This is a genomic window from Nocardia sp. Tas62D01 (assembly GCF_055232035.1).
The window spans coordinates 2,778,831-2,805,132 of the sequence record NZ_JBUYUZ010000001.1 but is presented as its reverse complement, the minus strand read 5'-3'; the positions used below and the strand labels follow the sequence as shown (position 1 = coordinate 2,805,132).

Sequence of the window (26,302 nt, the reverse complement as noted above, 5' to 3'; positions counted from 1 at the left end):
TTAGCTCCGATCACCGTGCGGCCGAGGCCGGGTAATCACGATCGTTCCCCGTCGCCAAATCGTCGCACGTGACGCACACCATATCGTTCTTGCCTGATAAATAGGTGCGCGCGCCGGAATCTCCTACGGCAGCGACACCTGCCGAGGTCCAATGCTTCTGCGCGAGCACGACGGGATGCCCGGGTGCATCGTGGAACGCAGCCCGGGCCAGTCCGCTCGGTGTCGCGAAAGCCGCCGCGGTCACCCGCGCGACGACATCGGCTCCGACGTCGGGGGTATCTACCGGCATGATGGCGGCGTATCGGGCGGAGGTGTTCGCCGCCGCGATCAGCCCGGCCCGGAACGAGGCGCCGAGACCGGTCGCCCAGTCCGCGGCCCAGACATGGCGGACGTCGGCGGGTAGGTCGACGAGTTCGGGCGACGGGCCGGTGGCGCCGAGCACCACGATGACCGGGTCGCAGCCGCCGTCGCGCAGCGCCGCCACCGCCGCGCGCAGCCAGGCGCCCCTTTCGGCCAGCACCTTCGGCTGCCCGTAGCGCTTTCCCGCGCCCGCCGCGAGCACGATTCCTACGCACTCGGGACCAGCGGTGCCTCGGTCTGAATCAGCGCCGTGATCAGGGGCGGCGCGATGGTTGGGAACACCCATGCTTCGCACGGTAGTCCGGCTGTGTTGCCAGTGGGTTTCTCACAGGTAGTGTGTATTCAACGAATAGCTACCAATCGGCCACGCGACACGCCGGATATGATCTATCCCTTTCGACTGGCAGCCCGACTGTTCGTATTCGATGCTGGAACGATGACACACGACGGGATGGGCTTCGCGCAGTTCGACGCGCTGTCCGAGGCGGACGCCGTCGCGGCATTGCTGACCTGTTGCTCATCGCCCGCGTGGGCTGGTGCGGTGGCTTCCGGACGGCCGTATGCCAACATCGACGTCTTGCTGGAGACGGCCGACGCGGTGCTGGTCGAGCTGCCCGAAGCCGAGATTGATCGCGCGCTCGAGGGGCACCCACGCATCGGGGACCGTCCGGATACTTCGGCCTCGGCGCGCGAGCAGGCCGCGGTGGCCACCGCGGAGGACTCGATACGGGCCGCGCTCGCCGAGGGCAACCGCCGCTACGAGGCGAAGTTCGGCCACATCTACCTGGTGTGTGCGACCGGTAAATCCGGGGCCGAGCTGCTCGAGCTGCTCCACCGCAGGCTCGGCAACGATCCGCAGACCGAAAGGCGAATCATGCGAACGGAATTGGCGAAGATCAATCGAATCCGGTTGAACCGACTGCTCGGAGCCGCCGCATGAGCACGCTGAGCACGCATGTGCTTGACGCGGTGCGCGGTGCGCCGGCCGGGGGTGTCGCGGTGGCGCTGTATCGCGGCGCCGAGCTGCTCGATTCCAGCGTGACCGATTCGGACGGCCGCATCGGTGCGCTCGGCGTGACCCTCCCCGGGGGCGCTTATCGGCTGGTATTCGACACCGGCGCCTATTTCGCCGCGCTGCGGGTCGAATCGTTCTATCCCGAGGTTTCCGTCACGTTCGTCGTCACCGAGGAGCGGCACTACCACGTCCCATTGTTGCTGTCGCCCTTCGCTTTTTCCACCTATCGAGGGAGCTGATCCATTCATGGAACTGACCGGGCCGATTGTGCTGTCCGACCACCGATACGGCAAGGCCGAGAACCGGGTCGTCCGGATCTATCGGGACAACGCGCGACATGAGATCCGCGACCTGAACGTATCCACGGTGCTGCGCGGCGATTTCGCCGACGCCTACACCGCCGGTGACCAGTCGAAGGTGCTGCCCACCGACAGCCAGAAGCACACCGCGTACGCCTTCGCGAAAAGGCCGGGGGTGCAGACCATCGAGGACTATGCGCTCGCACTGGCCGCCCACTTCGTCAACGAGACGGATCCGGTGGACAGCGCCCGGATCGAGGTCGAAGAGTATGCCTGGCAGCGGGTTTCGATCGGCCGGACCGAGCACGACTACACCTGGACCCGTAAGGGTCCCGAGGTGCGCACGGCGACGGTCACGGTGGCGGGCAAGGGCGACGACCAGCGGGGTTGGGTCATCGGCGGCGTGCAGGATCTGGTGCTGCTGAAGTCGACCGGCTCCGAGTTCGCCGACTTCCTCACCGACGACTTCACCACGCTCGAACCGACACACGACCGCATGCTGGCGACCTCGATCGTCGCGCAATGGCGCTTCACCGCGACCACCGGCGTCGACTGGGACGAGGTGTACAACGGAATCCGGGCCAAGCTGGTCGAGACGTTCGCGACGCTGCATTCGAAGGCATTGCAGCAGACACTGTTCGCGATGGGCACGGCCGCGCTGGAGGCGTGTCCGGTGCTCGCCGAGGTCCGGCTGGCCGCGCCGAACAAGCACCACTTCGACTACGACCTCGGCCGATTCGGGATCGAGAACCACGGCGAGGTGTTCCACGCCGACGACCGGCCCTACGGGCTCATCCACGCCACGGTGGCGCGGGCCGACGCCCCGGATGCCGGATTGGCATGGCGGCCATGACTGAGCCGACGCTGGTCGTCGACGGTTGCGCTATCGCAACCGTCGATGCGGCGGGTACCGAATTCCGCCGCGGCTATGTGACGGTGCACGGCAACAGGATCGGCGCCGTCGGGGAGGGTGACGCACCCGATTTCGGTGCGGGAGCGGCGCGCATCGATGGTCGCGGCTGCCTGCTGACGCCCGGTCTGGTGAACACCCACCACCATCTCTATCAGTGGATTACCAGGGGTCTGGCGGCGGACAACACGCTGTTCGAATGGCTCACCACGCTGTACCCGATCTGGGCGGGCATCGACGAGCAGGCGGTGCGGGTGGCGGCGACCGGAGCGTTGTCCGCGCTGGCCCGCACCGGTTGCACCACCACGACCGACCACCACTATGTGTTCCCGCGTGCGGGCGGCGACCTGCTCGGCAGCGAGATCGCGGCCGCCGCCGAGGTGGGGTTGCGCTTCCATCCGTGTCGGGGCTCGATGGATCTGGGCGCCGACTCTGGTGGACTACCGCCCGAACATGTGGTGGAACCACTGGACGCCGTGCTGGCCGCCAGCGCGGACGCGATCGCGCGCTGGCACGATCCGTCTTTCGATTCGATGCTGCGCATCGCCCTCGCACCGTGCTCGCCGTTCTCGGTCACGGCCGACCTGATGCGCGAATCCGCCGCACTGGCCCGTGATTCCGGCGTCCGGCTGCACACCCACCTTGCGGAGACCCTCGACGAGCAGGACTTCTGCGCGGCGCAATTCGGTTGCACGCCCGCGGAATACATGGAGCGGCTCGGCTGGATCGGCCCCGACGTCTGGTTCGCGCACGCCGTGCACCTGGACGACGCGGCGGTCAGGACGATTGCCGAGTCCGGCACCGGAATCGCGCACTGCCCCACCTCGAACGGCCGCCTCGGCGCCGGCATCGCCCGCACCGCGGACCTGGTCGCCGCGGGTGCGGTGGTGGGGCTCGGGGTGGACGGCCCGGCGAGCAACGAGTCGAGTTCGATGATCGAGGAGCCGCGCAACGCGCTGCTCTACGCCAGGGCCAGGGGCGGCCCGCGGGCGTTGAGCGTACGAACTGCGTTGGCGCTGGCCACAATCGGTGGTGCACGGGTGTTGGGCCGGGATGCGGAGATCGGCTCGATCGAACCGGGCAAGCTCGCCGACCTGGCGTTATGGCGGCTCGACACTCCCGCGCACGCGGGCATCGCCGACCCGGTGACCGCACTGATCCTCGGCTCGGCGCCGCCACTGGCCGCACTGATCGTGAATGGCCGGGAGATCGTTCGCGATGGTGAGGTTCGCACGGTCGACGAGGAGGTCGTCGGTGCGCAGGTAGCCCGGGCTCAGGCCGCGCTTGTCGCGAAAGCGGGGTAGGACGGCCCGGCCCACGAAGCTCATGAGTGGACGCTATGCAGCGGCACCGACGCGTCCGCGCTGGAAGTGGGAGGCTGGATGGTGCCCGGCTTGCACGAATCCGGGCCGGCCTGCGGGTAGGCATGCGGGGGTGCCGCGAGCGGCTGGGATGCCGGTCGCCGAGGGGCGCAGGGTGGCGTCGCGGTAACGGCCGCGCAATGTGGAGCGGGTGTCGCGCAACATTGCGGCAACTCTCGGCTTCTACTGTGGCGGCAGAGGCAGAGGCAGAGGCAGAGGCAGAGGAGTGAGGTGAGACGTGGACCTGGACACGATCCGGGAGGTGATGGTGCCCCGGGAGCGGGCTGACCTGGAGGTTTTAGGTGGCTCGTGCGCGGTTCTCGCCGGGGGCACCTTCCTGTTCTCCGAGCCGCAGGAGCGGTTGGAGCGGCTGGTCGACATCACCGCGTTCGGCTGGCCCGCGTTGTCCGAGACGCCGGACGGGCTGGAGATCGCGGCCACCTGCACGTTGGCCGAGTTTGCCGGGGCGGCGCCGGGCCGGGAGCTCGGGGCGCCGCTGCTGCGTGCGGACTGGCCGGGGACGGCGTTGTTCGCACAGGCATGCCGGGCTCTGGTCGCTTCGCACAAGATCTGGCGGACCGCGACGGTCGGCGGGAACGTGTGTCTGTCGTTGCCCGCGGGGGCGGTTCTCGCCGCGGTGACCGCCCTCGATGGTATCGCGTTGGTCTGGTCGCCCGACGGTACGGACCGGCGGATTCCGTTGCGGGAGTTCGTTATCGGACTCGGGAGCAATGCCCTGCTCCCCGGCGAGGTACTGCGATCCATCACTGTACCGACGCGAACCCTGCTCTCGCGCACCGCTTTCCGAAAGATCGCGTTGGCGCCCCTTGGTCGATCCGGTGCCGTGGTGATGGGCCGCCGCGAGTCCGACGATCGGTGCGCGCTCACCGTCACCGCGGCAACCAGCAGGCCGATCGTGCTGGATTTCGCCGAACCACCCAGCGCAGCCGAGGTGCGGGCCGCCATCGACTCGATCGACCCGACGCTGTGGTTCGACGACCCGCACGGCGCCCCCGACTGGCGCTGTCACGTCACGGGCCGGCTCGCCGAGCAGGTGGCCGATGAGCTACGCGCCGAAGCGGGTGGGCGGCAATGAAATTCGAGGTCGACGGCAAGACCGTCCATGCCGATCCCCGCCCGGGCCAATGCCTGCGCAGCCTGCTGCGCGAGCGCGGCCACTTGGCAGTGAAGAAGGGCTGCGACGCTGGCGACTGCGGCGCCTGCTCGGTGCAACTCGACGGAATACCGGTGCACTCCTGTGTCATCCCGGCCTACCGCGCCGCCGACCGCGCCATCACCACCGCATCGGGCGTCGGGACGACCGACGACCCACACCCGGTCCAACAGCAATTCGTCGACGCCGCGGGCTTCCAATGCGGCTTCTGCACCGCGGGCATGGTGGTCACCGCGGCGGGCCTCGGCTGCGGCAGTCGAACGACGACACCGAACGCGTCGGACCTACCCGAGCTGATGAAGGGAAACCTTTGCCGCTGCACGGGTTATCGCGCCATCGCTGAGGCGCTGACGGGCGCCACGTCCCTCGTCGAGGCGAGTGCCACCTCGGAAACAGGTCGGGCGGAAGCGGGAATCGAATCGGCGTTGGGGCAGGTGGGTGCTGGAGTAGGCGCTCCCGCAGGGCTTCGAGTCGTAACCGGTACGGAGCCATTCACTTTCGACGTCCTGCCCGCCGATCGGGACCCGACTACCGCGGACGAATCCGTTGCGCCGCCGACCGCGCCCCTGCATATCGCGGTGCTGCCCAGTCCGCACTCGCACGCGCGGATTATTTCGATCGATACCGCTGCCGCGGAGGCGCTGCCCGGGGTGCATGCCGTGCTGACCTATGCCGATGCGCCGGATGTCGCGTTTTCCACTGCACGCCATGAGTTTCGGGCGGACGATCCCGATGACACCTATGTGCTGGATCGGACGGTGCGGTTCGTGGGGCAGCGGGTGGCCGCTGTTGTCGCCGACAGCCTCGATCTTGCTCGGGCGGGGTGCCGGGCATTGCGGGTACGGTACGAGGTACTGCCCGCGGTGTTCGACTCGGTGGCGGCATTGCGGCCGCAGGCACCGAAATTGCATGAAGGTAAGCCGGTTTCGGCTCGAATCGCCGATGCGAAGCGCAACCTGGTCGCCGAGGTGCACGGTGGGGTGGGCGATGTGACGGCCGGGTTGGATGCCGCCGCCCAGGTGGTGCACGGGGTTTGGCATTCGCCGCGCGGACAGCACGTGCACTTGGAAACGCACGGCGGGATCGGATGGTTGGACGAGCACAGCAGGCTCGTGATCCGGTGCAGCACCCAGGTGCCGTTCCTGGTGCGTGACGAACTGTGTCAGGTGTTCGGGCTGCCGCGGGAACGGGTACGGGTATTCGCGACCCGGGTCGGCGGCGGTTTCGGAGCCAAGCAGGAGATGCTGGCCGAGGATCTGATCGCGTTGGCGGTGCTGCGGACGGGGCGACCGGTGCAGTACGAATTCACCAGGTCCGACGAGTTCACCGCCGCCACCTGCCGCCACCCGATGCGGGTAGCGGTGACGGCGGGCGCCGCGGCGCACGGCGAGCTGACCGCGCTGGCGGTCGACGTGCTCGTCGACGCGGGCGCCTACGGCAATCACAGTGTCGGCGTGATGTTCCACGGCGTCAGTGAATCGGTGGCGGTGTACCGCTGCGCCAACAAGCGGGTCGACGCACAGGCGGTGTATACCAACAACATTCCCTCAGGCGCGTTCCGCGGCTATGGCCTGGGGCAGGTCATCTTCGGCATCGAGTCGGCGCTCGACGATTTGGCGCGGGCGCTGGACATCGACCCGTTCGAGTTCCGCCGGCGCAATGTGATCGTCCCCGGTGACCCGTTCGTCGGGGCACAGGTCGACGACGGTGACCTGATGATCGGCAGCTACGGCCTCGACCAGTGTCTGGACCTGGCCGAGCGAGCACTGCTGCGGGGCAACGGCATTCCGGCGCCCGGCGCGGATTGGCGGGTTGGCGAGGGCATGGCCCTGTCGATGATCGCCACTATTCCGCCGCGTGGACACCGCTCCGAGGCGACGGCGACGCTGCTGGCCGATGGTCGCTACGAGATCCGGGTCGGCACCGCGGAATTCGGCAACGGCACCACCACCGTGCATGCCCAACTCGCGGCCACCGCGCTGAATACCGATGTGCGGCAGGTGGTGATCCGGCAGTCCGACACCGACCTGGTCGGCCACGACACCGGCGCCTTCGGCTCGACCGGAATCGTGGTGGCGGGCAAGGCTTCCTATGCAGCGGCTCATGCTTTACGTGGACGGATGTCGGCCCGCGCAGCCGAGCTGACCGGGGTCGCGGAGTCGGAGTGTGTACTGGAACCCGATGGCGTCCGCTGTGGCGATCGGCTGCTGCGCGCGCCCGAACTCCTGGCCGACGGCGAACTGTCCGCTCGTGGCGAGCACGACGGCAGTCCCCGCTCGGTCAGTTTCAATGTGCATGCCTTCCGGGTCGCGGTCCATCCGGAAACCGGATCGGTCCGCATCCTGCAGTCCATCCAGTCCGCCGACGCGGGCACGGTGCTCAACCCGGTGCAGTGCCGCGGCCAGGTGGAGGGCGGTGTCGCGCAGGCAATCGGCACCGCGCTGTATGAGGACATGCGCAGCGACAACGGCGTGGTGACCACCCAGACGCTGCGGCACTATCACGTTCCGCAGTTCGCGGACGTGCCGCGCACCGAGGTGTACTTCGCCGACACCGCCGACGACCTGGGCCCGCTCGGCGCCAAGTCGATGAGCGAATCCCCCTACAACCCGGTCGCGCCCGCACTGGCGAACGCCATACGCGATGCTGTCGGGGTACGACAGGACCGGCTGCCGATGACGGCGGACCGCGTCTGGCGTGCCATTCAGAAAGGAGAGCAGGGTTGACGCGGCTGCCCGAGAATGTTCGTGCCCGAATCGAGGCGGTGCTCGACACGGTCGATGCCGAACTACGCTCGCGCTACCCGGGCCCCGATGGCCGGGCCCAGCCGATCCACACGGCGTATGTTCCGGCCGATCGGGTCACCGCCGAGACACCCGGCGATTGGGGCGCGGCGGCGACAAAGCTCCTGAACGTGCACCACGACATGCTGGCCGAGCTCGACGGCACGGCATCCCTGCCCGCCGTGCGGGAACGGCTCGAGCGCGACCCGATCCAGGACCTGCGCATCGACTTCGAGGACGGGTACGGGTTCCGTTCGGACGACGAGGAAGATCGAGCGGCCACCGCGGTGGGCACGATCCTGTCCGGCTGGGCGCGGGCCGGTAGGCCGGCCGGCGTCGGTGTCCGGACCAAGGGGCTTGCCGGCGCCGAACGCCGCCGCGCCCTGCGCACTCTCGAACTGGTACTGGACGCGGCGGGCGGCGTGCCCGCGGGATTCGTCTTCACCGTTCCGAAGATTCGTGCGGCAGAACAGGTTTCGTCTGTGGTCGCGCTGTGTGAAGGATTCGAACGCGGCTACGGCATCGCCGAGGGCACCCTGCGCTTCGAGCTGCAGATCGAAAGCCCGCAGGCGATCGTCGCCGCCGACGGCACCGCGCCGATCGCCCGAATGATCGGGCTTGCGGACGGACGCTGCAGCGGATTGCATTTCGGCACTTACGATTACACGGCCGCGTGCGGTATCGCCGCGACGAATCAGGCCCTCGATCACCCGGCCGCGGATTACGCCAAAGCGGTGATGCAGGTCGCCGCGGCGCAGACCGGCGTGTGGATCTGCGACGGCTCCACCCAGATCGTGCCCGACACCGACCCGGAAGCCGCACTGCGCAACCATCATCGGCTGGTCAACCGCTCGCTGCGGCGCGGCTACTATCAGGGCTGGGACATGCACCCCGGCCACCTGATCACCCGCTGGCTGGCCACCTACGAGTTCTTCCGACAGGCCATCGACGTCGCCGTCCCGCGCTTGCAGGCGTATCTCGAACGCCGCTCCGGCGGCGTGATAGACGAACCGGCCACCGCGGAAGCCTTGGCGGCCACCGTTTTACGCGGCGTCAACTGCGGCGCCCGCACCGCCGAAGAACTGCGCGAACTCGCGCCCGCACTGACCACCGAGGTGTTGGCGGCGCTGGTCTCGCGAGCGCCGATCCCGCAGGGAGCATAGATGACCAACCATGGCGCAGCCCCGCACGACACAGGAGGTTTGGTGAGCGACCCGGTCCACAACGAGGACTTCACACTGCTGCCGGATCTGGCGGTCCGCCCGCTGGGCGGGTCGGTGATCTGGGCCAATGACGAATTCTTCGCGGAGAAGGAGAATTTGATCAATCCGGGGCCCTCGGAATACCGTCCATCGACCTTCGGGCACAAGGGCCAGATCTACGACGGCTGGGAGACTCGCAGGCATCGGGGCAGGCCGGGCGACGACGTCGCCATCGTGCGGCTCGGCGTGCCGGGCGTGATTCGCGGGATCGTGGTGGACACCGCCTGGTTCAAGGGCAATTATCCGCCCGCGGTATCGGTCGCCGCCCTCGATATCGATGGCTATCCGGACGCTGATGCCATCGCCCGACGCGACGACTGGGTGACCCTGGTCGACCGGGCGCCCGTCTCCGGGGACAGCCGCAACCCCTTCTCGATCGAGATCGAAAAGCGGTGGACCCATGTGAAACTCACCATGCATCCAGACGGCGGTGTGGCCCGGCTCCGGGTCTACGGCGAGGGCCGCCCCGATCCCCGGCTGCTCGGTCTCGGCCCGCTGGACCTGGCCGCGCTCGAGAACGGCGCGCTGGTGATCGACTGTTCCAACCGCTTCTACAGTTCACCCAACCAGCTGCTCTATCCCGGTCTGGCCCGGAAGATGGGCGACGGCTGGGAGACCGCCCGCCGCCGCGACGACGGCAACGATTGGGTCCAGATCCGGCTCGCCGGACCCGGTTTGATCCGGCTCGCCGAGATCGACACCTCATACTTCCTCGGCAACAGCCCTGGCGCGGCCCGGCTCACCGGCCGCACCACCGACGGCACCGAGGTGGAGTTGCTGCCGCGCACCGAACTGCTGCCCGATACCCGGCATCGATTCCCGATCACCCCGATGGCGGCGTTGGTAGAAGAGGTTCGCCTGGACATCTACCCTGACGGCGGCTTGGCACGGCTGCGGCTATATGGAGAGTTGGGCGGATGAGCGAGCGGGACTTCATCGGCTACGGATCGAAGCCGCCGGATCCGAAATGGCCTGGGGAAGCGCAGATAGCGGTTCAGTTCGTGCTCAACTACGAGGAGGGCGCCGAGAACAATGTGCTCGACGGTGATGCCCACTCGGAGACCTTTCTCTCGGAAATGACTCCGGCGGAAGCCTTTCCGAACCGGCACATGAGCATGGAGTCGCTCTACGAATACGGTTCGCGCGCGGGCCTGTGGCGGGTACTGGGGGTGTTCGAGCGACGTGGTCTGCCGCTCACCATTTTCGCGGTGGCCCGGGCCATGCAGCGAAACACCGAGGCGGTAGCCGCCTTTCGGGAACTCGGCCATGAGATCGCCGGCCACGGCCTGCGCTGGAAGTCTTACCAGCTGGCCGACCGCGAGACCGAGCGGGCGCACCTGGCCGAAGCGGTCCGCATTCTCACCGAGCTGACCGGAGCCCCGCCGCTCGGCTGGTACACCGGGCGCGATTCCCCGAACACCCGACAGCTGGTGGTCGAGCACGGCGGATTCGTCTACGACTCCGACTCCTACGCCGACGACCTGCCCTACTGGGTCACCGTCCACAACCGCGACCACCTGGTCGTTCCCTACGCGCTGGACACCAACGACATGCGTTTCGCCTCGCCCGCCGGATTCCCCAGCGGCGAGCAGTTCCTCACCCACCTGCGCGACGCCTTCGACGTGCTGTATCGCGAAGGCGCGGAAGGCAGCCCGAAGATGCTATCGGTCGGCCTGCACTGCCGCATCGTCGGTCGCCCGGCCCGCATCGCCGCCCTCGAACGCTTCCTCGACCACATCCAATCCCACGAGGACGTCTGGATCACCCGTCGCATCGACATCGCCAACCACTGGCGCCACACCCACCCGCCTCGACGCCACTGACGCGCAGGCTTCGCACCCGTCTCCAGTTCCGCACCTTTTCCGAACCCTGACCGCCCCGAATGTTCACTTCTCGGCGGCCGCTCTGACTTCCTTCTTACGGCGGCGGTAGATCGCCTGCTTGCAGGCGGCCCTGCGATAGACCTGTGGGCGGCCGCACAGGTTGATGAAGTCCCCGTCGCGGTCGAGGGTGTTGCCCGCACGCCGGGTGCTGTGTGTCGTTTGCCACCATTGTGGGACCAGCACGTTGCCAGTCGTGGGACCACCGACAGCAGGTGATCCGCTGAGAGAACATGTTCCAGATCCGTTATGTGGACCGATCATGGCTACGGCAGCGGAGTGATGAACGTCGGCATGGGGCGCGGTGCCGGTTTAATGTCCGGCCCGTTTCGCCATGCCGCGCTCCCGAACCGGGCAGGCCAGCTTTCCCGGCACGGTGTCGCGGCACTCACACTTGAACGTGTTCAACAAATAGCCTAACCTCATAGTTGAACACGTTCAAATAAGTAAGGAGCTGGGACAATGAACCTCGTCGTCGCCACATACGCGACCTACGCGACCATCAGCTTGGCGCTCACGTTCTGGGTGGCACGCACCCTGCACCGCACCGGCGCACGGTTTCTGGTGGATGTCATGAATGGAGACAGCGATCTCGCCGAAGTCGTGAATCATCTGCTGGTCATCGGGTTCTGGCTCGTCAATGCGGGCTTCGTGGCGCTGGCCTTGCGCATTAGCGGCCCAGTCATCGATGCGCGCGCCGCAATCGAGGAACTCGCCATGAAACTCGGCATGGTTCTGCTAGTGCTCGGCGGCATGCACTTCGCAAACCTGATCGCCCTGAACAAGATCCGCCGCAGCAGGCACCAGGAGAAGCAGGCCACCGTCCCTCCCGTTCCGGTCGCCGCAGCCACACTAGCCTGAGCCGCATGACCCGCCCCGAGCCCGCGACCGCGCGCGGCGAGGAAACTCGCCAGCAGATCATCGACGCTGCCCTGCGCCTGTTCGAGCAGAACGGCTACACGAAGACCACCATGCGCGCGATCGCGGGCGAAGCCGGCGTCAGCGTCGGCAACGCCTACTACTACTTCACTTCCAAGGAACACCTGGTTCAGGGCTTCTACCAACAGATCCAGACCCTGCACGAACAGCAGGTCGAGCAGACCACTCGCGGCGACTCTCTCGCCGCCCGATGGCAGACGATGGAACTGGCCTTCGTCGACGTAGCCGCCCCCTACCACGAGTTCGGCGGCAAGTTCTTCGCCAGCGCCGCCGAGCCCACCAGCCCGCTCAGTCCATTCAGCGACGAAAGCCGGCCCGCCCGAGAGGCATCCACCGCCATCATGCGCAACCTGGTCATCGGCAACGACGTCAAGGGTGACAAGCGGCTGATGGCCGAGCTACCGAATCTGCTGTGGCTGGCCCACATGGGCATCGTCCTGTTCTGGGTCCACGACCGCAGCCCCGACCAGGAACGCACCCGACTGCTGATCCGCCGAATCGCCCCACTCGTCGAACGCGTCGTGGCGCTGTCGAGACTCCGTCCACTGCGCCCCGTCCTGTACCCAGCCCTGGATCTCATCAAGGACCTCGGTAATTAGACGTATATGCAGACGGAGGTAGCAGGCCCATCGTCGAGGCGCGGTCAACCCACGTCCAGACCTGGACGCACAAACGTAAGGAGGCTGGCCGAATGCACCCTCGTAGCCGCTTATCGGTCGTTCGGGAACGCTGTGTTCGCCGATCGGCATAGCGATAACCTGTTTCACTTCCGTACTGCTGCCGGTGGTCCCACGACTGGCAACGTGCTGGTCCCACAACGGTGGCAAACGACAGCTGTGAAAGGTGTACGGCGCGTTCGTAGCACACGCCGTACACCCCAGGTCATGCAGACTGCAGTGGTTGGTTTTGGTATAGCCGTCCGCATTCTTGACTGCGACACTGGCGAACGCATCAACGTCACCATGCACGAGGACTACTGCTTCTGGCGATGGGCAACGTTCGAGATTCTTCGCCTGTCGGGCATCCGGATCGAGGAGCTGGTCGAGCTCACCCAGTTGAGCATCCGGCAATATCGGCGGCCCAACGGCGAAGTGATCCATCGCACCTTCCAAATCCGATAGGGAGAGAGTGATACCAATGTCGGCCGAGCTGTTTCACGTTGTCGCGCAGGTCATTCGACGTCTCACCCGAGACGGACTGAGCATCGCGCTCCTTCCTACGGCAGAAACGAGAGGAGACCAAGCGCCTGGCCCGCATCGCGCCGGTCGACCTCGGCATACCCGTCATCGCGGCGCCGCGATGACCTGTTCCCGTCAGGTCGTTCCCAACGCCAGTATCGAGCTGGGAACGAACTCACCCTGACCTTCCTGCGCGACAAGCGTGCCGAGGCGCACCGCATTCAGCAGCGAGAGCCGATCCACCTCGGCCTCCCAGCCGTCGGCTCCTGGACGGATCATGACACCAACACCAGCGGGACCTTCACCGACGTCAATCTGGAGACGCGCCGGCCCCGACCGGCCGGTACCGCCCCGGTCGGGGCGGTTGCGCATCTGCTGGCCACCGCCATCGAGGAGGGCCGGGACCTGTCCTCGATGAGCGGCATCCTGGCCGACAGCTCCTATCGTCTGCTGCCGGCCTGACGGGCCGGCCTCACTTCAGGTGCCGGGCGAAGAACCGGTTCCCCTCCTCCCCCGCGTGCTGCGGGACGCCGGTGTGCCCGCCCATATTGGCGTGCAGCGTCTTCTGCTTGGAGCCGAAGGCGTCGAACAGGTCCAGCGCCATCTGCCGGTCGTTTCCTTCGTCGTCCCACTGCAGCAGCACCTGCAGCGGAATGATGACCTGCCGGGCCTCCTCGAGTATGGTGCGGGGCACGAAACTCCCCGCGAACAGAACGGCGGCCGAAATGCGCGGCTCGACCACCGCCAGCCGGACGCCGATGGCGATCACCCCTCCCGAGTACCCGACCGGGCCGCCGATCTCGGGCAGCGAAAGGAGGGCGTCCAGGGCGGCCCGCCATTCCGGGACCGCCTGGTCGACCCCCGGGAGGATGAGCCGGTCGACGATCTCGTCGTCGACCGGCCCGCCGGCTTTCAGAGCCCGCTGCAGGTCGGCGCGGGCCTGATCGGCGGCGGCGGAGCGGGGCCGGTCACCGCTCCAGGGGAGCTCGATGGTGGCCGCGGCGTAGCCCTCGGCCGCGGCGTGCCGGGCCCGGGCCACCAGTCGGGGGTACATCTTCTGCAGTCCGCCGGGGTGGCCGAGCAGGATCAGCGGGGCCGGTGCGGATGCGGATTCGGGCGTCCACACGATGCCGGGGATCTCGCCGAGGGTGAATTCGCGTTCGAGGACGCCGTCGTCGAGGCGCTGTTCGGAAGTGAATTGCATGGTCGTGCCTTTCGGGAGTGCTGTTGAACGGCGCTCCCGGACGACCTATCGCCCGACCGTGACCCCGGAGGGGAGCACCCATGTCGATACTGCGTTCACGGGTACCACCTCCTCGTTCTCTCGCACGGCCTCCCGAAAAGTAGCAGTGGTCGCTGTGGTCCGCCAACAGGTTTTTGCGCCAGGCTCCGTGGCCGGACGCCACGGAGCCACTCGCCTAAGCTTGATTTTTAACCTCTAACTGGCAGCCGTGGTGGTCTTACCGACCGCCTGGTGTGGTGCGCGTCGGATGTTTTTTGCGCCGGGCGGGCGTCCGGGACCCGGCCGTGAGGGTTTCGGCGCGCGGGCCGGAAGAGCGGTTGTCGGGCGGAGGTGGCGAAATCCCCTGCGGACGCGGGCTGGGGTGAGGCGGCTGGGGCTGGTTGGTTTTCTCTCCCAGGGGTGGCGGAGGTCTTCGGTGAGTCCTCGGGCGAGGCGGAGTTGGGTGTGTGCGGCGATGATGAGCCAGGTCCAGCGGTCGGCGGCGGCGGAGTCGCGGATACGCGGCTTGGTCCACCCGAGGGTCTGTTTCAGGAACCGGAAGGTGTGCTCGATGTCGAAGCGCCGCAGGAAGGTTCGCCAGATTCGGTCGATAATGGCGGGGTCGGCGATGTCGGGTTGCGAACACCATAGCCACAGTGGTTTCGGGTTGCGGTCGCCGGGTAGCCGGTCCACCCGAAGCCCGATGACGACGCCCTCGATGATCGGCAGTTCCCCGTCGTGGTAGGCCCAGGATCCTCGGCGGGCGAGTTTGGGGTGCAGACGGTTCCATGCCGTCGCACGCACGGCGCCGTAGCGGTCGGTGTCGGTGGTGGTGACGACAGCGGGCTCGGGATGGGTCCCGGTGTCGGACAACGCGAAGTCGGGGCCGTGCTTGGCGGGACGGCCCCTCTTGCCCGCACGGGGTTCGGCGGGGAAGGCCAGGACGCGGTCGGAGCGTATTCGCCCGATCAGGACCACGGGCAGATCCGCGAGCTCGTATGCCAGGCATGTGATGTCGTAGCCCGCATCGAACACGATCTTGATGTGCGGGTCGCCGGGAACATGGAGGTCGGCGGCTTGCAGGCGTTGCACGACTTCCCGGATCTGGGCGGCGGTGACCTCGGTCGCGTCGTCGTCGGGGTGCAGCCGTATCGCGTCGAGGATCGTGGTCCAAGAGGTCCGGCCGGGCTCCAGCGCGGCGACGTAGGAGAACAGCCAGCCCGGGATCATCTGCGCTTGCCCCCTGCCACGGCCATAGACATGGCAGAACGATCGATCGGGGCTGGTCGCCGCGTCGGGACGCAGCCACGGACTGGCATCGACGGCCAGCATGATCGCACCTTCGTCGTCTCGCCCGACCGTGGTCGTGGCGGTGATCGCGCGCCGGAGCCGGGCGATGTCGATACTTCCGGCGTTCAGACCGTCGTAGAGGGCGCCGTGGCCGCGTCGATATTCCCCGGTCAGACACAGTCCGACCAGCGTGGTGACCGGTCCGTCGTCGCACAGCACCGCGTCGGTGAGTTCGAACAGCGCGTCGGCGCGCGCGGTCAGGCTTTCATAGAACGAATTGCGGAACGCGGCAAGCGATTCCGGTCCCGACGGGCGCGCCGACTCGACCGGACGAAATACTTCGGGCACACTGACAGGCACGGCCACCACAACTTCTCATCAGGCTCTTTAGCGGGAACCCGACGATGATGATGCGGTGGCCGCTCCATGTCACGGCGACACGCCGAAATTCGTCCCTAAATCAACACGGCAGCAACACGTTTCGATGATCGAACCGCTCCAACACCGACCCGGACGGTCGGCGGGCAGTGACCCGGAGGTTAAAAATCAAGCTAAGAGGGCGTATTCGTCAGGCGCCTCATCGCCGCCAGGGTCTGGTTGATGGTGGCCGGGAGGTCACAGCCGCTCGCTTGACAAGTGCAGAGAAACTTCGAGAAGCGGAAGGTGTCGGTCGGGACCTGCGCGCGAGCATTTTCCACGCCGTGCATCCATGTCCCTGTCCAGTCTGGCTGTGTTGTGAATCTGCCCAGTGATCGTCGTCGAGCCGCTGGTCGTCCAGATCGAGGCAGACGCTTCGGTGGCGACTGGCCTCCTGCGCCATGGTGCCCGGCTGTACCGTGCGCGGCCGGACCTCGACGTCGACGAGTTGGGGTAGCGGGTAAAAGGGAGAGACTGAATGTGACGTCTCCGCTGCTTGGTTCAGGCGGTGCGGGTGTCGTACGTCGCGCGGTTGGCGAGCACATCGTCCATGTGCATCTCGGCCCAGCTCTTCACGCCGCGCATCATGTGGTGCAGTGAGAGACCGAGGTCGGTCAGCTCGTAGGAAACCGTGACCGGCACGGTCGCCGTCGCGGTGCGGGTCACCAGGCCGTCCCGCTCCAAGGAGCGCAGCGTCTGGGTGAGCATCTTCTGGCTCACGCCGACCAGCAGCCGAGCCAGCTCCGAGTAGCGCATCGCCCGGGGCTCACCGGCGCCGTCGCCGACTGGCTGGTACGAGCCGCCGCTGCCCAGCGCGCACAGAATCAGCGTGACCCATTTGTCGGAGATCCGGTCGAGCAGCTTGCGGCTGGGACACACCGCCACAAAAGCGTCATACTCCGCCTTCGCCTGTGTCCTCTTCTGCGCCGCCGTCATCGTCGCCATCGACCACTCCTCTCACCCGCAGGTACCTTACGCACCCCGAAGTGCCTACTTCCCATCAGGAAGCTACATATCCATGATGAAGCAAGGAGCCGTGAGGCACCAGCCCCAATCCCGACACGAAAGGCAGAGATTTGAGCACGCTCTCCACGTCGCTTCCCGGCGGCACCTGGACCCTGGGCGACCTGACCGTCACCCGGTTCGGCTACGGCGCTATGCAGCTTGCCGGCCCCGGGGTCATGGGTCCGCCCGCCGATCACGACAGCGCACTCGCCGTCCTGCGCGAGGTACTCGATCTCGGCATCACCCACATCGACACTGCCGACGCCTACGGACCGCGCGTCACCAACCAGCTGATCCGTGAAGCGCTGCACCCCTACCCCGAAGCGCTGCACATCGTGACCAAGGTCGGCGCGACCCGCGACCATCAGGGCGGCTGGCCCCCGGCCCGACAGCCCGACGATCTGCGCCGTGCCGTCCACGAGAACCTGGAAACCCTCGGCCTCGAGGTGCTCGACCTGGTCAACCTCCGGCTCGGCAACGCCCAGGGACCCCAACCCGAGTCGGTCACCGAGGCGTTCGAGACGCTCGTCGAACTCCAGCAACAGGGCCTGATCCGGCACCTCGGCGTGAGCAACGCGACAGCGGAACAGGTCGCCGAGGCACAGACGATCGCGCCGATCGTGTGCGTGCAGAACATGTACAACCTCGCCTACCGCCACGACGACGAGCTGATCGACAGGCTCGCCAAAGAGGGCATCGCCTACGTGCCCTTCTTCCCGCTCGGCGGCTTCAGCCCACTGCAGTCCTCGGCGCTGTCGACCGTAGCCTCCCGGTTGGACGCGACGCCGATGTCGGTCGCCCTGGCCTGGCTGCTGCAGCGGTCGCCGAACATCCTGCTGATTCCCGGCACCTCATCGGCGGCGCACCTGCGCGAGAACGTCGCCGGCGCGGGACTCTCGCTCTCCGACGAGGAGCTCACCGAGCTGGACAAGATCGGTCACAGGGTGTGATGTCCAGGCTGATTCCTGGGTGAAAGAGTCTGTCGTTCTCGCTGGTGAGGACGTTGGCGAGAGGCAAACTCACCGCTGGAAGGCGTAGAGCGTCCGATCTCTTCGCGAGCTTGGCGCCCGCTTGCGGCACCGGATTCCCTGGATGGTTCAGCCGTGTTGCTTGCTGACGTGTTGTGATGCGCCGCATGGAATCTGGTGCTCGGCGCGGGAGCTGGCCGCGTTCAAGCTGTTTTACGGGTGGGCCGTGGCGGTCGCCCCCGGCGAAGCGCTCGAACTCCAGGATCGAAGGTCTCCAGGTCAGCTACAGCGGCGTCAACGACAAACTCGCCGGGATCGACGCCACGCTTCTACGACAAGCACCAGGAACTGAACTCGGCATACCCAAGTTCGGCGCGATCTCCGGAAGAGCCTCTGCCCCATGAGAATTAACTTCAGAGAAGCAGCGAGTGATGGACCAGCTCAACCAGCCCAGCGTCGGTTGTGGGGCACCGGCAACGGACTATGGTTCCCGCTGTGACCGAATCCTCCGTCTTACACAACACCAGGGCTGCCTACGACGCCGTTGCCTCCCTCTACGCCGAGCTTGTCAGTAACGTGCTTGAGACCTTACCGCTGGAACGTGCGCTGCTGGCCGCGTTCGCCGAACTCGTGCAGGCCCACAATGTCGGACCGGTCGCCGACATCGGATGTGGCCCCGGCCACGTGACCGCACACTTAAACGCGCTCGGGCCGAACACCTTCGGCATCGACCTGTCCTCCGAGATGGTCGCCCTGGCCCGCCGAGATCATCCGGAACTGCGGTTCGACGAGGGGTCGATGACCGCCCTGGACCTCCCCGACGGAGTTCTCGGCGGCATTCTCGCGTTCTACTCCACCATCCACACACCGCCGCAGCAACTGCCAGCCGTGTTCACCGAGTTCCAGCGAGTGCTGGCGCCGGGCGGCCACCTGCTGCTCGGATTCTTCGCCGGCGACGACCCGCTGCCGCAGGAATTCGACCACAAAGTCACGCTCGCCTATCGATGGTCGCCAGACAGTCTCGCGGAACTGTTGCGCCAGGCCGGGTTCGTCGAGGTCGCCCGGATGCTGCGCGAGCCTCACGAAAACGAACGGCAGTTCCAACAGGCCCAACTGCTGGTACGCAAGCCCCAGAAGCACTGATCGCCCCGCCAGGCCGTCATCGGCGAGTGTCCTCTCAAGCTTTGACGAGGCACTCACGCACCCACACCCGCAATCGAATTGGCCACAATGGACGGTGAGTTAGTTCAGAGAAGCCTGCATCCGGTGCCCCATGCTCAACATCAACCCAAAGATGCTCTCGCGACTGGCCGAGATCGAAGACGACCTGATTGGCCGGCGGAAGCGCGCCGAGCATCACCGGGCAGCCACCCAACTTCTGGCAGTGCGGGCACGAACACAGTTCCCTGTCAAGTGCTTCTGTTCAAGCCGTGCGCGACACCACTTTGAGGTTCACCCCGAACGGTGGACAGGGGGCTATGCGGCTTCCGCTGCGGCTGTCGCCAGGGACTGCTCGTAGCGTAGCGGACTGATCATCCCGATCGCAGAGTGACGGCGACCGGTGTTGAACCATCCTATCCAATCATCAACGGCGGCAACAAGTTCAGCCTTCGTCGCGTAGGCGTGACGGTAGTAACACTCGTGCTTGAACGTGGACCAGAACGATTCGGCGGGACTGTTGTCCCAGCATATTCCGGTTTCGCCCATCGACCGCCGAAGCCGGTGTCTGGCACAGGATTTCGCCGTCAGACCAGCGGTGAACTCGCCACCACGATCGGAATGCAGCACGGTGTCCTCGCATCGGCCGCCGCGGGTGGCCACGGCCGCATCGATGGCCTCACAGACCATGTCGGCGCCGATGTGGTCGGCCACGACATGCCCGAGCACGCGGCGGGAGTGCCCGTCCCGGATCGCACACATTATGTGGAATCTGAATTGTCCGGTTTATATGGATTTGCTTGGGTCTGCAGGGGTTATGGGCAACAGGGTGGCGGTGGGCGGGACGCCGATCTCGCGGGGCGTGGCGCCAGTTGGGGCGGGGACATCGATCAGTCGTTCGAGGAGCTGATCGAGGGCGCTTTGTCCCTCGTCGACGGCGACCCGTTCCTCGTCGGTGAGCGGGATGTTGGCCAGCATCCGCTGCAGGTTCTCTTTGGCCTCCAGGAGTTGCCCCTTGCTGGAGTTCTTGGGGGTGTAGAAATCGCAACGAGCGCAGGCCATTCGGTGCGGGCATTGTTCGAAGAAGGTGTAGGTGCAGAAGCCGTGACCGAGGTCGTAGTGCTGCCAGGGTTCTCCGGCGGCGGCTGCGCCGGAGGTGACAGCGTCTCGGTCGACGAGGACCTCGATGGTGCGGATGTTGCGGGCGAAGTACCCGGCCTCGGAATACGCCTTGGACAGGGTGTTCGGGGTGATTTTGGCGTAGTGCTGGGTGGTGTTGGGGGTGCGATGTCCGAGCCATGCCTGCAGCTCGAACAGGGTCATCGGTTCCTTGGCGTTGTAGAGCTGGCTCGCGATCGTGGACCGGGCGCGGTGGCTGGTGATGTTGCCGCGGACGTCGGTGGTGGGGACACCGGCTTTGGCGCAGAGCGCCGGGATGACGGTGCGGTTGATGTAGTACTTGGCGACGGGCTGGGCGCGGACCGAGAACAGCATGTCGACATGTTCATTGGTCTTGCGGTCGAGCCGTTTCGGCTGGTGCGGCCGTATTTTCTGCCAGGCTTCGATGGCTTGTCCGACGATCGGGTCGACCGGTTTGGTGAACGCGGTGCCGGTCTTGTGGACGGGAACGTCGAGCAGGCAGACCGCGTCCTCGGCGAGGACGTCGTCGGAGTCACCGGGGATGGGCAGTCCGGCGTGTTGCCAGCGGATGCAGCCCACCCGCAGGCGGGAGAGCTCGTCGCTGCGCAGCCCGGAGAACAGCCACGTCACCGTGATGGCGCGGACCAGCTCCATCGGATAGGCGGTATCGCCGGAAGTGCCGGGCAGGTCGGGGGGTTCCAGGTTGAGCCCGGCCCACAGCAGTTTGGCCCAGACCTCGTCGGCGATCACGCGGGGGTTGGGGCCGATCAGCGCGGCGACGCTGCGGGGGACGGCCAGCGCCCGGTTCGGGTCGAACCGGCGATCGATCCACTCCCATTCCTGGCAGTCCCGGAAGAACGTGCGGGTGGCATTGAGGTTCTGGGCCTTGGTGCGTGGTGAGATCGGAGTGCCAGCGCGGTCGCCGAGGGCGTCGTGGCGCTGAACCCAGTCACCGACACTCATCCGGTCGACCACGGCGACCCAGGCTGCGCAGGTCGCCCTGGTCCAGTGGCCCGGTTCGGTGATCTCGGGGTGCTCGGCGGCCAGCCAGCGGCCGGCTTTGGCCATGATATTGCGGACTGAGGCGCGGACTTTCGGGGTCAAAGTTGATGTGGCATACCATCGTTCGACCCACGGCGCCCACTCAGGATCGGTTTCTTCGATGCCGAGGACAGGGTTGTATCCGCTGCGCACCGGCGCCTCACAGTGCCCCAGTTCCGCCACGACGCGTTGCAGCGCGAACAGCATCGACCCCTGATGCCCCTCAGTTGCCGGATGCGCTCGCAGGGCCGCGAACGCCGTGGTGCTCAACTCGTCGAGGCGGGGACTGCCGTTGAGCAGCAGGGCTTGACTGACCCCGCCCCGCATCCGATGCTTGGCGTCCATGACGTCGCAGTAGCCCCACCGTTGCAGCGTCTCGCCGGTAGTTCGCAGGGACTGCTCTACGTCGGATTCACCGAAAATCAAGCAGGCCAACCGAAAACGGTTGAACGTGCCCAACCGGTGGAAGTCGGTGAACCCGCCGAGCAAGTAAGCCAGCGCCACGACGAACGGCCTGACCGTCGACTCGGTCGGCAGCGGCTGGGCGGTTTCGAACTCCCGCGCGCTGCCGCCACACACCCTGGCCCACTCCCACGGTGTCCACCCCCAATACGACCGGCCAGTGTCCGCGCAGTGCGCCAGCACGATCGCCGCGGCGTGCAAGCCAGCCCGCCGGAACCGGACATCCTCACCATGATGCAGCCCGGCCAGAGTCTCATCGAGCGGAACGACCAAGCGGGTCACCGCATTCCAGTGCCGCGCCGTCCGCCGCGGGACACCGGTGGACCGTTTGCGCCGCAGCCCCGCGGGCCCCAACGCCAGCACCGCCGCAGCCTCACCGTCGAGCAACACACCACGGCGGTCCCAGCCGCGGCGGCGGCGCGGCAGCGCGGCGACACCGCTTGCCGCCGACGACACCGCCTCGGCCGCCGTCACGCCGGCCCGTCCTGTCGGCCGTCACCGGTTCCGGTGAGCATTCCGATCCGCCATGCGTGGACGTGCGTCATCGAGGAATTCAGTTTTGCCGACAACTCCCGCCCGGACAGGTGGATGTACTGCAGTGTGGAATCGGTGCTGCGATGCCCAGCGAAACTGGCGATCGCGTGCAGCTCCCACCCCATCCGGGCCAGATCCGTCAAACACAGATGCCGGGTGGTATGGGTGGAGAACCGAGAAACATCAGCCGCCAACGCAATGCGCCGCACCACCTTCGACCACGTCCACAACGTCAGCGGCTCCGCGCGATTACGGCGTGACTCCGACAGAAACAGCGCGCCGCGAGCCCTGCTCAGGGTGGCCCGGTGCTGCAAATACTCCGACAGCAGCACCCCGGTCGGCGCCGAATACGGCACCACACGTTCCCGGCGGGTCTTGGTCGTCTCCGCCCGCACCCGCACCGTGCGGTGCGCCGGATCGATATCGTCGCTGCGCAACGAGCACAACTCCTCCCGCCGCAACGCCGCGTCGTAGGCCAGCGCCAGCATCAGCCGATTACGGATCGGCTCCTCGGCGAACACCCCCAGCAGCCGCAGCCACTCCTCCTCGCTGGGAATCCACGGCAGCTTCACCATGCGAGGCACCAGCGACCGCGCCCGACCGCTGACCACCCGGCCAGGCGTATACCGGCCCCGGCCAACAGGATTCGAGTCCCGCACCCCCTCCTCAACCAAGAAATCATAGAACAGCCGCACCGGCACCAGACGCTGCTGCATGGTCGCGTTCGCCAGCCCCGACCCCGAATCCAACGCCACCACATTCGCCCCTCGCCGACTCGGCCGCGACGTCAACTCCCGCACGAACACCGCCACCTGAGCGCGAGTCGCGGTCAGCGGATCGAAACCCTCCCGCTCACAGACCAGCAGATACTCACCCAAACCCCGCGCATACGCATTGATCGTTCGCGGCGCACGCCCCAGATCGGTCCAGATCCGCAACCACTCCGCCGCCCGCACGTGCCGACCGAGAACCGGCCACTTCGCCTCCACCGTCTCCGGCATGCACCAGCCCCGTCTGTCCGTCGAGTTCGAAAGTTCGCCGCGACGTTACTGAGCCCAGGCCCGGACCCCGCTGACCGACACACGGTCAGATTCCACGTAACTTATAGGTACATGTCGCCTTCACCGCAGTTCAGGTAGGTGATGTCGGTCAGCCAGACGGCATCGAGCCGACCCCGATCGAAGTCGCGTTGCACCAGATCCGGCGGGAACGACGCGGTCGGGTCGACCACGGTCGTTCTTACCTTGAAGGTGCGCGGGCTGATGCCCTCGATCCCGATCCCGGCCATGATCTTGGCGACGGTCTTCTCGGTCACCCGCTCACCGCGTTCGCGCAGCTCGGTGGTGATTCGTGGCGACCCGTAGGTGCCGTCGGAGTCGGCGTGCACGTCGAGGATCTTCACCGTCAGATCCGCCCGCCGCTGCGCCTGTGGAGTGAGTTCTGTTGCCGTGCGCCGTTTTCGCCACTGGTGATAGCCGGAAGTGGAGACCTCCAGCAGGCGCGCCATGCGGGTGAGGTCGAACCGCGGCGTCAGCGCGGCGGGGGTGCCGGCAGTCTCGGCGACCTCGGCGTTGTCGGGGGCGGCGTACTTTCCCATCAGCTCGAACCGCTGCGCGGGTGCTGCATCGCGGCAAAGTACGCCGAAGCTTTTTTAAGGAATTGAATGTCCTTGTCCTGCTCGGCAACTCGCTTTCGCAAGGCCAGCAGCTCGGCTCGCTCAGCCGGATCCAGCGCGGTATCACCGCGTGCTGTCGCCGCACCCATCCGGCGGCGTTCGGCTTTAACCCAATTGCTCAGCAGGCCGTCGTTGAGTCCCAACTCGCGGGCGACCTCAGCGATCGTGCGACCGGAATCGATCACCCGATGCGCAGCCTCGACCTTGTACTCGGCCGTAAACGACCGACGCTTGCGAGGAGGCATATGGACATCCTTCCAGCAGGACCGTTAGTCCTGCGAATCAGGTGTCCACTTTCCGGGGGGAACCTCACTTCCCCTATTTCTCATTTGCTGCACCTTCTGTCGCAGTTGCAGGTCGTCCGGGCCGCCGACATCCTCGGTGACCGGGTACCCAGAGCAGGGTCGACAAATCCACACCCCGCGTCCAGCTGCGGAACTTATGCGCCGCAGCCGATTACGGGGTCGCGTAGACATCGGAACGACGTAGGGTATTACACGCGTGATGACCATGTGGGCGAGATCGGAAGCAGTCGTTTCGCCGAGGTACTGACGGTTACTACAGAGGGTGATCTGGTGAACACTGAGGACCGCGAGGCAATAACCCGCCTCATCAATCGGCACGGCTATCTGATCGACACGGGCCAGCTCGATTGCCTGCATGAGATCTTCACTGCAGGCGTTGTGTACGACGTGAGCGACTTCGGCGGCGGAGAAGTCAACGGGCTGGAGGCCATGCGAGAATGGGTGCTGGCCCTTGGTGACAGGAACCCGGTAGCCCACCATGTCACCAACATCGTTCTGGATGAGATCACCGATGACGTCGTGCGCTGCCTCTCAAAAGGGATCGGCATCGATGTCGATGGGACTGTGCGCAGTGTCACCTATGACGATCACATCGAACGATCTGAGGCAGGGTGGCGCGTCACCCGCCGCGCTGTCAAGGCCCGACGATCGCCCCTGCACCCATAAATTCCATTGTCGGGACTTCTTCATCGCCGGTGGCAAGCGAGCTTGTCCCCTCGCGCATGATGGGGACCCAACGGAACCGCGGAACGGGAAGGCCATCCTCGAAGATCGACCATCCCACTCCCAGATACCACAACCTGACTTAGTTAGACCGCAAGACCAGCGAACGGGTGCACCTGCGTTGTCGTCTGCGACGACGGTGTAGTCCAGAAGCAGTTCCTTGCGAGGAACTGCGATGTGGGTACCCGGCGCGAGCCGCCCGTGGGCCAGTGCCGACCGTGAGACCGCGCAGTCCTGTGCGCCGACGATCGGAAGCCACGGGACGGCGTTGTGGCGGAAACTCTGTCGCTCGGGTACCAACCCGCTGTGATCATCGAGGCTCATCATTGTGACACCCACCAGCTCCGCGTCACCATCGTCCTGCGCATTAGCGCCCGTCCTTAAGGTGTTCGCGATGTTCGTGGTTAGCAGTCCGCACCTGTGTGCCGGACGAACGTAGGTCAGGTGTCCGCCAAACTTCATCGACGACCTCGCCGTGTAGTTGCCGCGGTTGAGCATTCGCCCGACGATTCGACCGGCAACACCTGTCGGTCGGCCCAGCTGCATCGGTGTGCGTCGGCAGGGCGTTCAAGGCGCGACGCGGGTGGCGTCGCCGACGGTACCGCACGATGCGGTATCCGACGAGGACGGCGACTTTCGCCGCGACGATCGCTGCTGCGGCGCCGACGGTCCAGTTTCAGTGGGTGAGTGCGTATCCGCCCAGTCCCAGATGCACCGCCACCATGACCACGATGACTGTGGCGATCAGGATTGGGCCGCGTCGGCCTCGAAACACCGAGCCAGGGTGTGCCGGGGTCATCCGACGGTTCCGTCGCCGGGGTGGGCGGGGGTTTCGACTGGGGGTCGCCGTAGTATCGGCCGAATTTCGGGCGGATATGGCCCTCAGGGAGTATCCGAACGGAAATTAGCGGTAGCCGCTGACCCGGATCATGGTCTGGTCGAGATGAGGGCGCTGACGCGGTTCTCGTACTCGCGGCGGGCCTTGCGCTGTGCCGGGACAGTCGGGGTGCCTTGGCCGCCGTCGAGGGGCCGGCAGCGGGCGAGGATCTGGCGGTGGATCGCCAGGGTGGTGCTGACGCGCAGGGTGTAGCCCTGGCCGCGCCGCACGGTGACCCCGTGGTCGAGCGCGGCCTGCTCCCCTGGCTGTGCGGTGTGCCTGGCTGGATGGTCTGGCGTGCGGGTGGTGACGGTACGGCTCGGC

The 26,302-nt window shown here is 66.5% G+C and carries 27 protein-coding genes and 1 pseudogene; 16 read left to right on the top strand and 12 right to left on the bottom strand.

Annotated elements, in window-relative coordinates; all coding sequences use genetic code 11:
• Window positions 1-10: 10 nt before the first annotated feature.
• Window positions 11-646 (bottom strand): nucleotidyltransferase family protein, encoded by a 636-nt coding sequence (locus tag ACV7NQ_RS13785; protein ID WP_463360004.1) that lies wholly within the window; start codon window positions 644-646, stop codon window positions 11-13.
• Window positions 647-796: 150 nt separating this feature from the next.
• Between ACV7NQ_RS13785 and uraD the strand changes: the two genes are divergently transcribed.
• The 9 genes from uraD to puuE all read left to right on the top strand — a co-directional run bounded on the left by uraD (window position 797) and on the right by puuE (window position 10,987).
• Window positions 797-1,300: a 2-oxo-4-hydroxy-4-carboxy-5-ureidoimidazoline decarboxylase gene (uraD, locus tag ACV7NQ_RS13780; protein ID WP_463360003.1), complete on the top strand. Its 504-nt coding sequence runs from the start codon at window positions 797-799 to the stop codon at window positions 1,298-1,300.
• Window positions 1,297-1,614, top strand: coding sequence for a hydroxyisourate hydrolase (gene uraH, locus ACV7NQ_RS13775; RefSeq protein ID WP_463360002.1), 318 nt, complete (start codon window positions 1,297-1,299; stop codon window positions 1,612-1,614). The genes uraD and uraH overlap by 4 nt, the downstream gene beginning before the upstream one ends.
• A gap of 7 nt (window positions 1,615-1,621) precedes the next feature.
• Window positions 1,622-2,527, top strand: a complete 906-nt coding sequence (gene pucL, locus ACV7NQ_RS13770) for a factor-independent urate hydroxylase (RefSeq protein ID WP_463360001.1) — start codon at window positions 1,622-1,624, stop codon at window positions 2,525-2,527.
• Window positions 2,524-3,888 carry an 8-oxoguanine deaminase gene (locus tag ACV7NQ_RS13765; RefSeq protein WP_463360000.1) on the top strand — a complete coding sequence of 455 codons (1,365 nt, stop codon included), beginning with the start codon at window positions 2,524-2,526 and terminating at the stop codon, window positions 3,886-3,888. The genes pucL and ACV7NQ_RS13765 overlap by 4 nt, the downstream gene beginning before the upstream one ends.
• 295 nt (window positions 3,889-4,183) lie before the next feature.
• On the top strand, window positions 4,184-5,041 hold the full coding sequence (locus ACV7NQ_RS13760) for an FAD binding domain-containing protein (RefSeq protein WP_463359999.1): 858 nt from the start codon (window positions 4,184-4,186) through the stop codon (window positions 5,039-5,041).
• Window positions 5,038-7,845, top strand: coding sequence for a molybdopterin-dependent oxidoreductase (locus ACV7NQ_RS13755; protein WP_463359998.1), 2,808 nt, complete (start codon window positions 5,038-5,040; stop codon window positions 7,843-7,845). The genes ACV7NQ_RS13760 and ACV7NQ_RS13755 overlap by 4 nt, the downstream gene beginning before the upstream one ends.
• The gene (locus ACV7NQ_RS13750) at window positions 7,842-9,065 is read left to right on the top strand and encodes a DUF6986 family protein (protein WP_463359997.1); all 1,224 of its coding nucleotides are present in this window, start codon (window positions 7,842-7,844) and stop codon (window positions 9,063-9,065) included. Before ACV7NQ_RS13755 ends, ACV7NQ_RS13750 begins: the two co-directional genes overlap by 4 nt.
• Complete coding sequence (gene alc / locus ACV7NQ_RS13745) at window positions 9,066-10,085, top strand: allantoicase (protein ID WP_463359996.1); 1,020 nt, start codon at window positions 9,066-9,068, stop codon at window positions 10,083-10,085.
• Window positions 10,082-10,987, top strand: a complete 906-nt coding sequence (gene puuE, locus ACV7NQ_RS13740; protein ID WP_463359995.1) for an allantoinase PuuE — start codon at window positions 10,082-10,084, stop codon at window positions 10,985-10,987. The genes alc and puuE overlap by 4 nt, the downstream gene beginning before the upstream one ends.
• Window positions 10,988-11,050: 63 nt before the next feature.
• On the opposite strand, the gene ACV7NQ_RS13735 is transcribed toward puuE, so the two are convergent.
• Window positions 11,051-11,230 (bottom strand): hypothetical protein, encoded by a 180-nt coding sequence (locus tag ACV7NQ_RS13735; RefSeq protein ID WP_463359994.1) that lies wholly within the window; start codon window positions 11,228-11,230, stop codon window positions 11,051-11,053.
• 276 nt (window positions 11,231-11,506) lie between these two features.
• Between ACV7NQ_RS13735 and ACV7NQ_RS13730 the strand changes: the two genes are divergently transcribed.
• The 3 genes from ACV7NQ_RS13730 to ACV7NQ_RS13720 all read left to right on the top strand — a co-directional run bounded on the left by ACV7NQ_RS13730 (window position 11,507) and on the right by ACV7NQ_RS13720 (window position 13,104).
• Window positions 11,507-11,905: a hypothetical protein gene (locus ACV7NQ_RS13730; RefSeq protein WP_463359993.1), complete on the top strand. Its 399-nt coding sequence runs from the start codon at window positions 11,507-11,509 to the stop codon at window positions 11,903-11,905.
• Window positions 11,906-11,910: 5 nt separating this feature from the next.
• Window positions 11,911-12,582 (top strand): TetR family transcriptional regulator, encoded by a 672-nt coding sequence (locus ACV7NQ_RS13725; protein ID WP_463359992.1) that lies wholly within the window; start codon window positions 11,911-11,913, stop codon window positions 12,580-12,582.
• 285 nt (window positions 12,583-12,867) lie between these two features.
• On the top strand, window positions 12,868-13,104 hold the full coding sequence (locus tag ACV7NQ_RS13720; RefSeq protein WP_463359991.1) for a hypothetical protein: 237 nt from the start codon (window positions 12,868-12,870) through the stop codon (window positions 13,102-13,104).
• 192 nt (window positions 13,105-13,296) lie between these two features.
• Here the strand turns inward: ACV7NQ_RS13720 and ACV7NQ_RS13715 are convergent, their stop codons facing one another.
• From ACV7NQ_RS13715 to ACV7NQ_RS13705, 3 genes are all read right to left on the bottom strand, one after another.
• Window positions 13,297-13,440: a hypothetical protein gene (locus ACV7NQ_RS13715; RefSeq protein ID WP_463359990.1), complete on the bottom strand. Its 144-nt coding sequence runs from the start codon at window positions 13,438-13,440 to the stop codon at window positions 13,297-13,299.
• 193 nt (window positions 13,441-13,633) lie between these two features.
• Window positions 13,634-14,365 carry a dienelactone hydrolase family protein gene (locus ACV7NQ_RS13710; RefSeq protein WP_463359989.1) on the bottom strand — a complete coding sequence of 244 codons (732 nt, stop codon included), beginning with the start codon at window positions 14,363-14,365 and terminating at the stop codon, window positions 13,634-13,636.
• Window positions 14,366-14,599: 234 nt separating this feature from the next.
• Entirely contained in the window at window positions 14,600-16,039 is a 1,440-nt protein-coding gene (locus tag ACV7NQ_RS13705) for an NF041680 family putative transposase (protein WP_463358523.1), read from the bottom strand.
• Window positions 16,040-16,421: 382 nt separating this feature from the next.
• Between ACV7NQ_RS13705 and ACV7NQ_RS13700 the strand changes: the two genes are divergently transcribed.
• Window positions 16,422-16,547: a hypothetical protein gene (locus ACV7NQ_RS13700; protein WP_463359988.1), complete on the top strand. Its 126-nt coding sequence runs from the start codon at window positions 16,422-16,424 to the stop codon at window positions 16,545-16,547.
• A gap of 44 nt (window positions 16,548-16,591) precedes the next feature.
• Here the strand turns inward: ACV7NQ_RS13700 and ACV7NQ_RS13695 are convergent, their stop codons facing one another.
• Window positions 16,592-17,035 carry a winged helix-turn-helix transcriptional regulator gene (locus tag ACV7NQ_RS13695; RefSeq protein WP_463359987.1) on the bottom strand — a complete coding sequence of 148 codons (444 nt, stop codon included), beginning with the start codon at window positions 17,033-17,035 and terminating at the stop codon, window positions 16,592-16,594.
• Window positions 17,036-17,166: 131 nt separating this feature from the next.
• On the opposite strand from ACV7NQ_RS13695, the gene ACV7NQ_RS13690 reads away from it, so the two are divergent.
• Together ACV7NQ_RS13690 and ACV7NQ_RS13685 are read left to right on the top strand one after the other, a co-directional pair.
• On the top strand, window positions 17,167-18,045 hold the full coding sequence (locus ACV7NQ_RS13690; RefSeq protein WP_463359986.1) for an aldo/keto reductase family oxidoreductase: 879 nt from the start codon (window positions 17,167-17,169) through the stop codon (window positions 18,043-18,045).
• A 513-nt stretch (window positions 18,046-18,558) separates the two neighbouring features.
• Window positions 18,559-19,206 (top strand): class I SAM-dependent DNA methyltransferase, encoded by a 648-nt coding sequence (locus tag ACV7NQ_RS13685; protein WP_463359985.1) that lies wholly within the window; start codon window positions 18,559-18,561, stop codon window positions 19,204-19,206.
• A gap of 333 nt (window positions 19,207-19,539) precedes the next feature.
• On the opposite strand, the gene ACV7NQ_RS13680 is transcribed toward ACV7NQ_RS13685, so the two are convergent.
• From ACV7NQ_RS13680 to ACV7NQ_RS13660, 5 genes and pseudogenes are all read right to left on the bottom strand, one after another.
• The gene (locus ACV7NQ_RS13680; RefSeq protein ID WP_463359984.1) at window positions 19,540-19,983 is read right to left on the bottom strand and encodes a transposase; all 444 of its coding nucleotides are present in this window, start codon (window positions 19,981-19,983) and stop codon (window positions 19,540-19,542) included.
• Between the two features lie 24 nt (window positions 19,984-20,007).
• Window positions 20,008-22,338: a tyrosine-type recombinase/integrase gene (locus tag ACV7NQ_RS13675; RefSeq protein WP_463359983.1), complete on the bottom strand. Its 2,331-nt coding sequence runs from the start codon at window positions 22,336-22,338 to the stop codon at window positions 20,008-20,010.
• A complete protein-coding gene (locus tag ACV7NQ_RS13670; protein ID WP_463359982.1) occupies window positions 22,335-23,399 on the bottom strand; it encodes a tyrosine-type recombinase/integrase in 1,065 nt (354 codons plus the stop codon). Before ACV7NQ_RS13670 ends, ACV7NQ_RS13675 begins: the two co-directional genes overlap by 4 nt.
• A 101-nt stretch (window positions 23,400-23,500) precedes the next feature.
• The gene (locus ACV7NQ_RS13665) at window positions 23,501-23,995 is read right to left on the bottom strand and encodes an IS3 family transposase (protein WP_463359981.1); all 495 of its coding nucleotides are present in this window, start codon (window positions 23,993-23,995) and stop codon (window positions 23,501-23,503) included.
• Between the two features lie 80 nt (window positions 23,996-24,075).
• Window positions 24,076-24,318 (bottom strand): annotated as a pseudogene (locus ACV7NQ_RS13660) (transposase); the annotation flags it as partial.
• A 267-nt stretch (window positions 24,319-24,585) separates the two neighbouring features.
• Between ACV7NQ_RS13660 and ACV7NQ_RS13655 the strand changes: the two are divergent.
• Window positions 24,586-25,044, top strand: a complete 459-nt coding sequence (locus ACV7NQ_RS13655) for a nuclear transport factor 2 family protein (RefSeq protein ID WP_463359980.1) — start codon at window positions 24,586-24,588, stop codon at window positions 25,042-25,044.
• 984 nt (window positions 25,045-26,028) lie between these two features.
• Here ACV7NQ_RS13655 and ACV7NQ_RS13650 read toward each other — a convergent pair.
• Complete coding sequence (locus ACV7NQ_RS13650; protein WP_463359979.1) at window positions 26,029-26,208, bottom strand: hypothetical protein; 180 nt, start codon at window positions 26,206-26,208, stop codon at window positions 26,029-26,031.
• Window positions 26,209-26,302: the final 94 nt, after the last annotated feature.

What these genes read in the sequence shown, in the direction of transcription:
- ACV7NQ_RS13765 (WP_463360000.1), top strand. Translation starts at nt 2,524, where the DNA reads ATGACTGAGCCGACGCTGGTCGTCGACGGTTGCGCTATCGCAACCGTC.
- ACV7NQ_RS13665 (WP_463359981.1), bottom strand. Translation starts at nt 23,995, where the DNA reads ATGGGAAAGTACGCCGCCCCCGACAACGCCGAGGTCGCCGAGACTGCC.
- alc (WP_463359996.1), top strand. Translation starts at nt 9,066, where the DNA reads ATGACCAACCATGGCGCAGCCCCGCACGACACAGGAGGTTTGGTGAGC.
- ACV7NQ_RS13730 (WP_463359993.1), top strand. Translation starts at nt 11,507, where the DNA reads ATGAACCTCGTCGTCGCCACATACGCGACCTACGCGACCATCAGCTTG.
- ACV7NQ_RS13680 (WP_463359984.1), bottom strand. Translation starts at nt 19,983, where the DNA reads ATGTGTGCGATCCGGGACGGGCACTCCCGCCGCGTGCTCGGGCATGTC.
- ACV7NQ_RS13715 (WP_463359990.1), bottom strand. Translation starts at nt 13,440, where the DNA reads ATGATCCGTCCAGGAGCCGACGGCTGGGAGGCCGAGGTGGATCGGCTC.
- pucL (WP_463360001.1), top strand. Translation starts at nt 1,622, where the DNA reads ATGGAACTGACCGGGCCGATTGTGCTGTCCGACCACCGATACGGCAAG.
- uraH (WP_463360002.1), top strand. Translation starts at nt 1,297, where the DNA reads ATGAGCACGCTGAGCACGCATGTGCTTGACGCGGTGCGCGGTGCGCCG.
- ACV7NQ_RS13720 (WP_463359991.1), top strand. Translation starts at nt 12,868, where the DNA reads ATGCAGACTGCAGTGGTTGGTTTTGGTATAGCCGTCCGCATTCTTGAC.
- ACV7NQ_RS13725 (WP_463359992.1), top strand. Translation starts at nt 11,911, where the DNA reads ATGACCCGCCCCGAGCCCGCGACCGCGCGCGGCGAGGAAACTCGCCAG.
- uraD (WP_463360003.1), top strand. Translation starts at nt 797, where the DNA reads ATGACACACGACGGGATGGGCTTCGCGCAGTTCGACGCGCTGTCCGAG.
- ACV7NQ_RS13710 (WP_463359989.1), bottom strand. Translation starts at nt 14,365, where the DNA reads ATGCAATTCACTTCCGAACAGCGCCTCGACGACGGCGTCCTCGAACGC.
- ACV7NQ_RS13695 (WP_463359987.1), bottom strand. Translation starts at nt 17,035, where the DNA reads ATGGCGACGATGACGGCGGCGCAGAAGAGGACACAGGCGAAGGCGGAG.
- ACV7NQ_RS13785 (WP_463360004.1), bottom strand. Translation starts at nt 646, where the DNA reads ATGGGTGTTCCCAACCATCGCGCCGCCCCTGATCACGGCGCTGATTCA.
- ACV7NQ_RS13755 (WP_463359998.1), top strand. Translation starts at nt 5,038, where the DNA reads ATGAAATTCGAGGTCGACGGCAAGACCGTCCATGCCGATCCCCGCCCG.
- ACV7NQ_RS13670 (WP_463359982.1), bottom strand. Translation starts at nt 23,399, where the DNA reads ATGCCGGAGACGGTGGAGGCGAAGTGGCCGGTTCTCGGTCGGCACGTG.
- puuE (WP_463359995.1), top strand. Translation starts at nt 10,082, where the DNA reads ATGAGCGAGCGGGACTTCATCGGCTACGGATCGAAGCCGCCGGATCCG.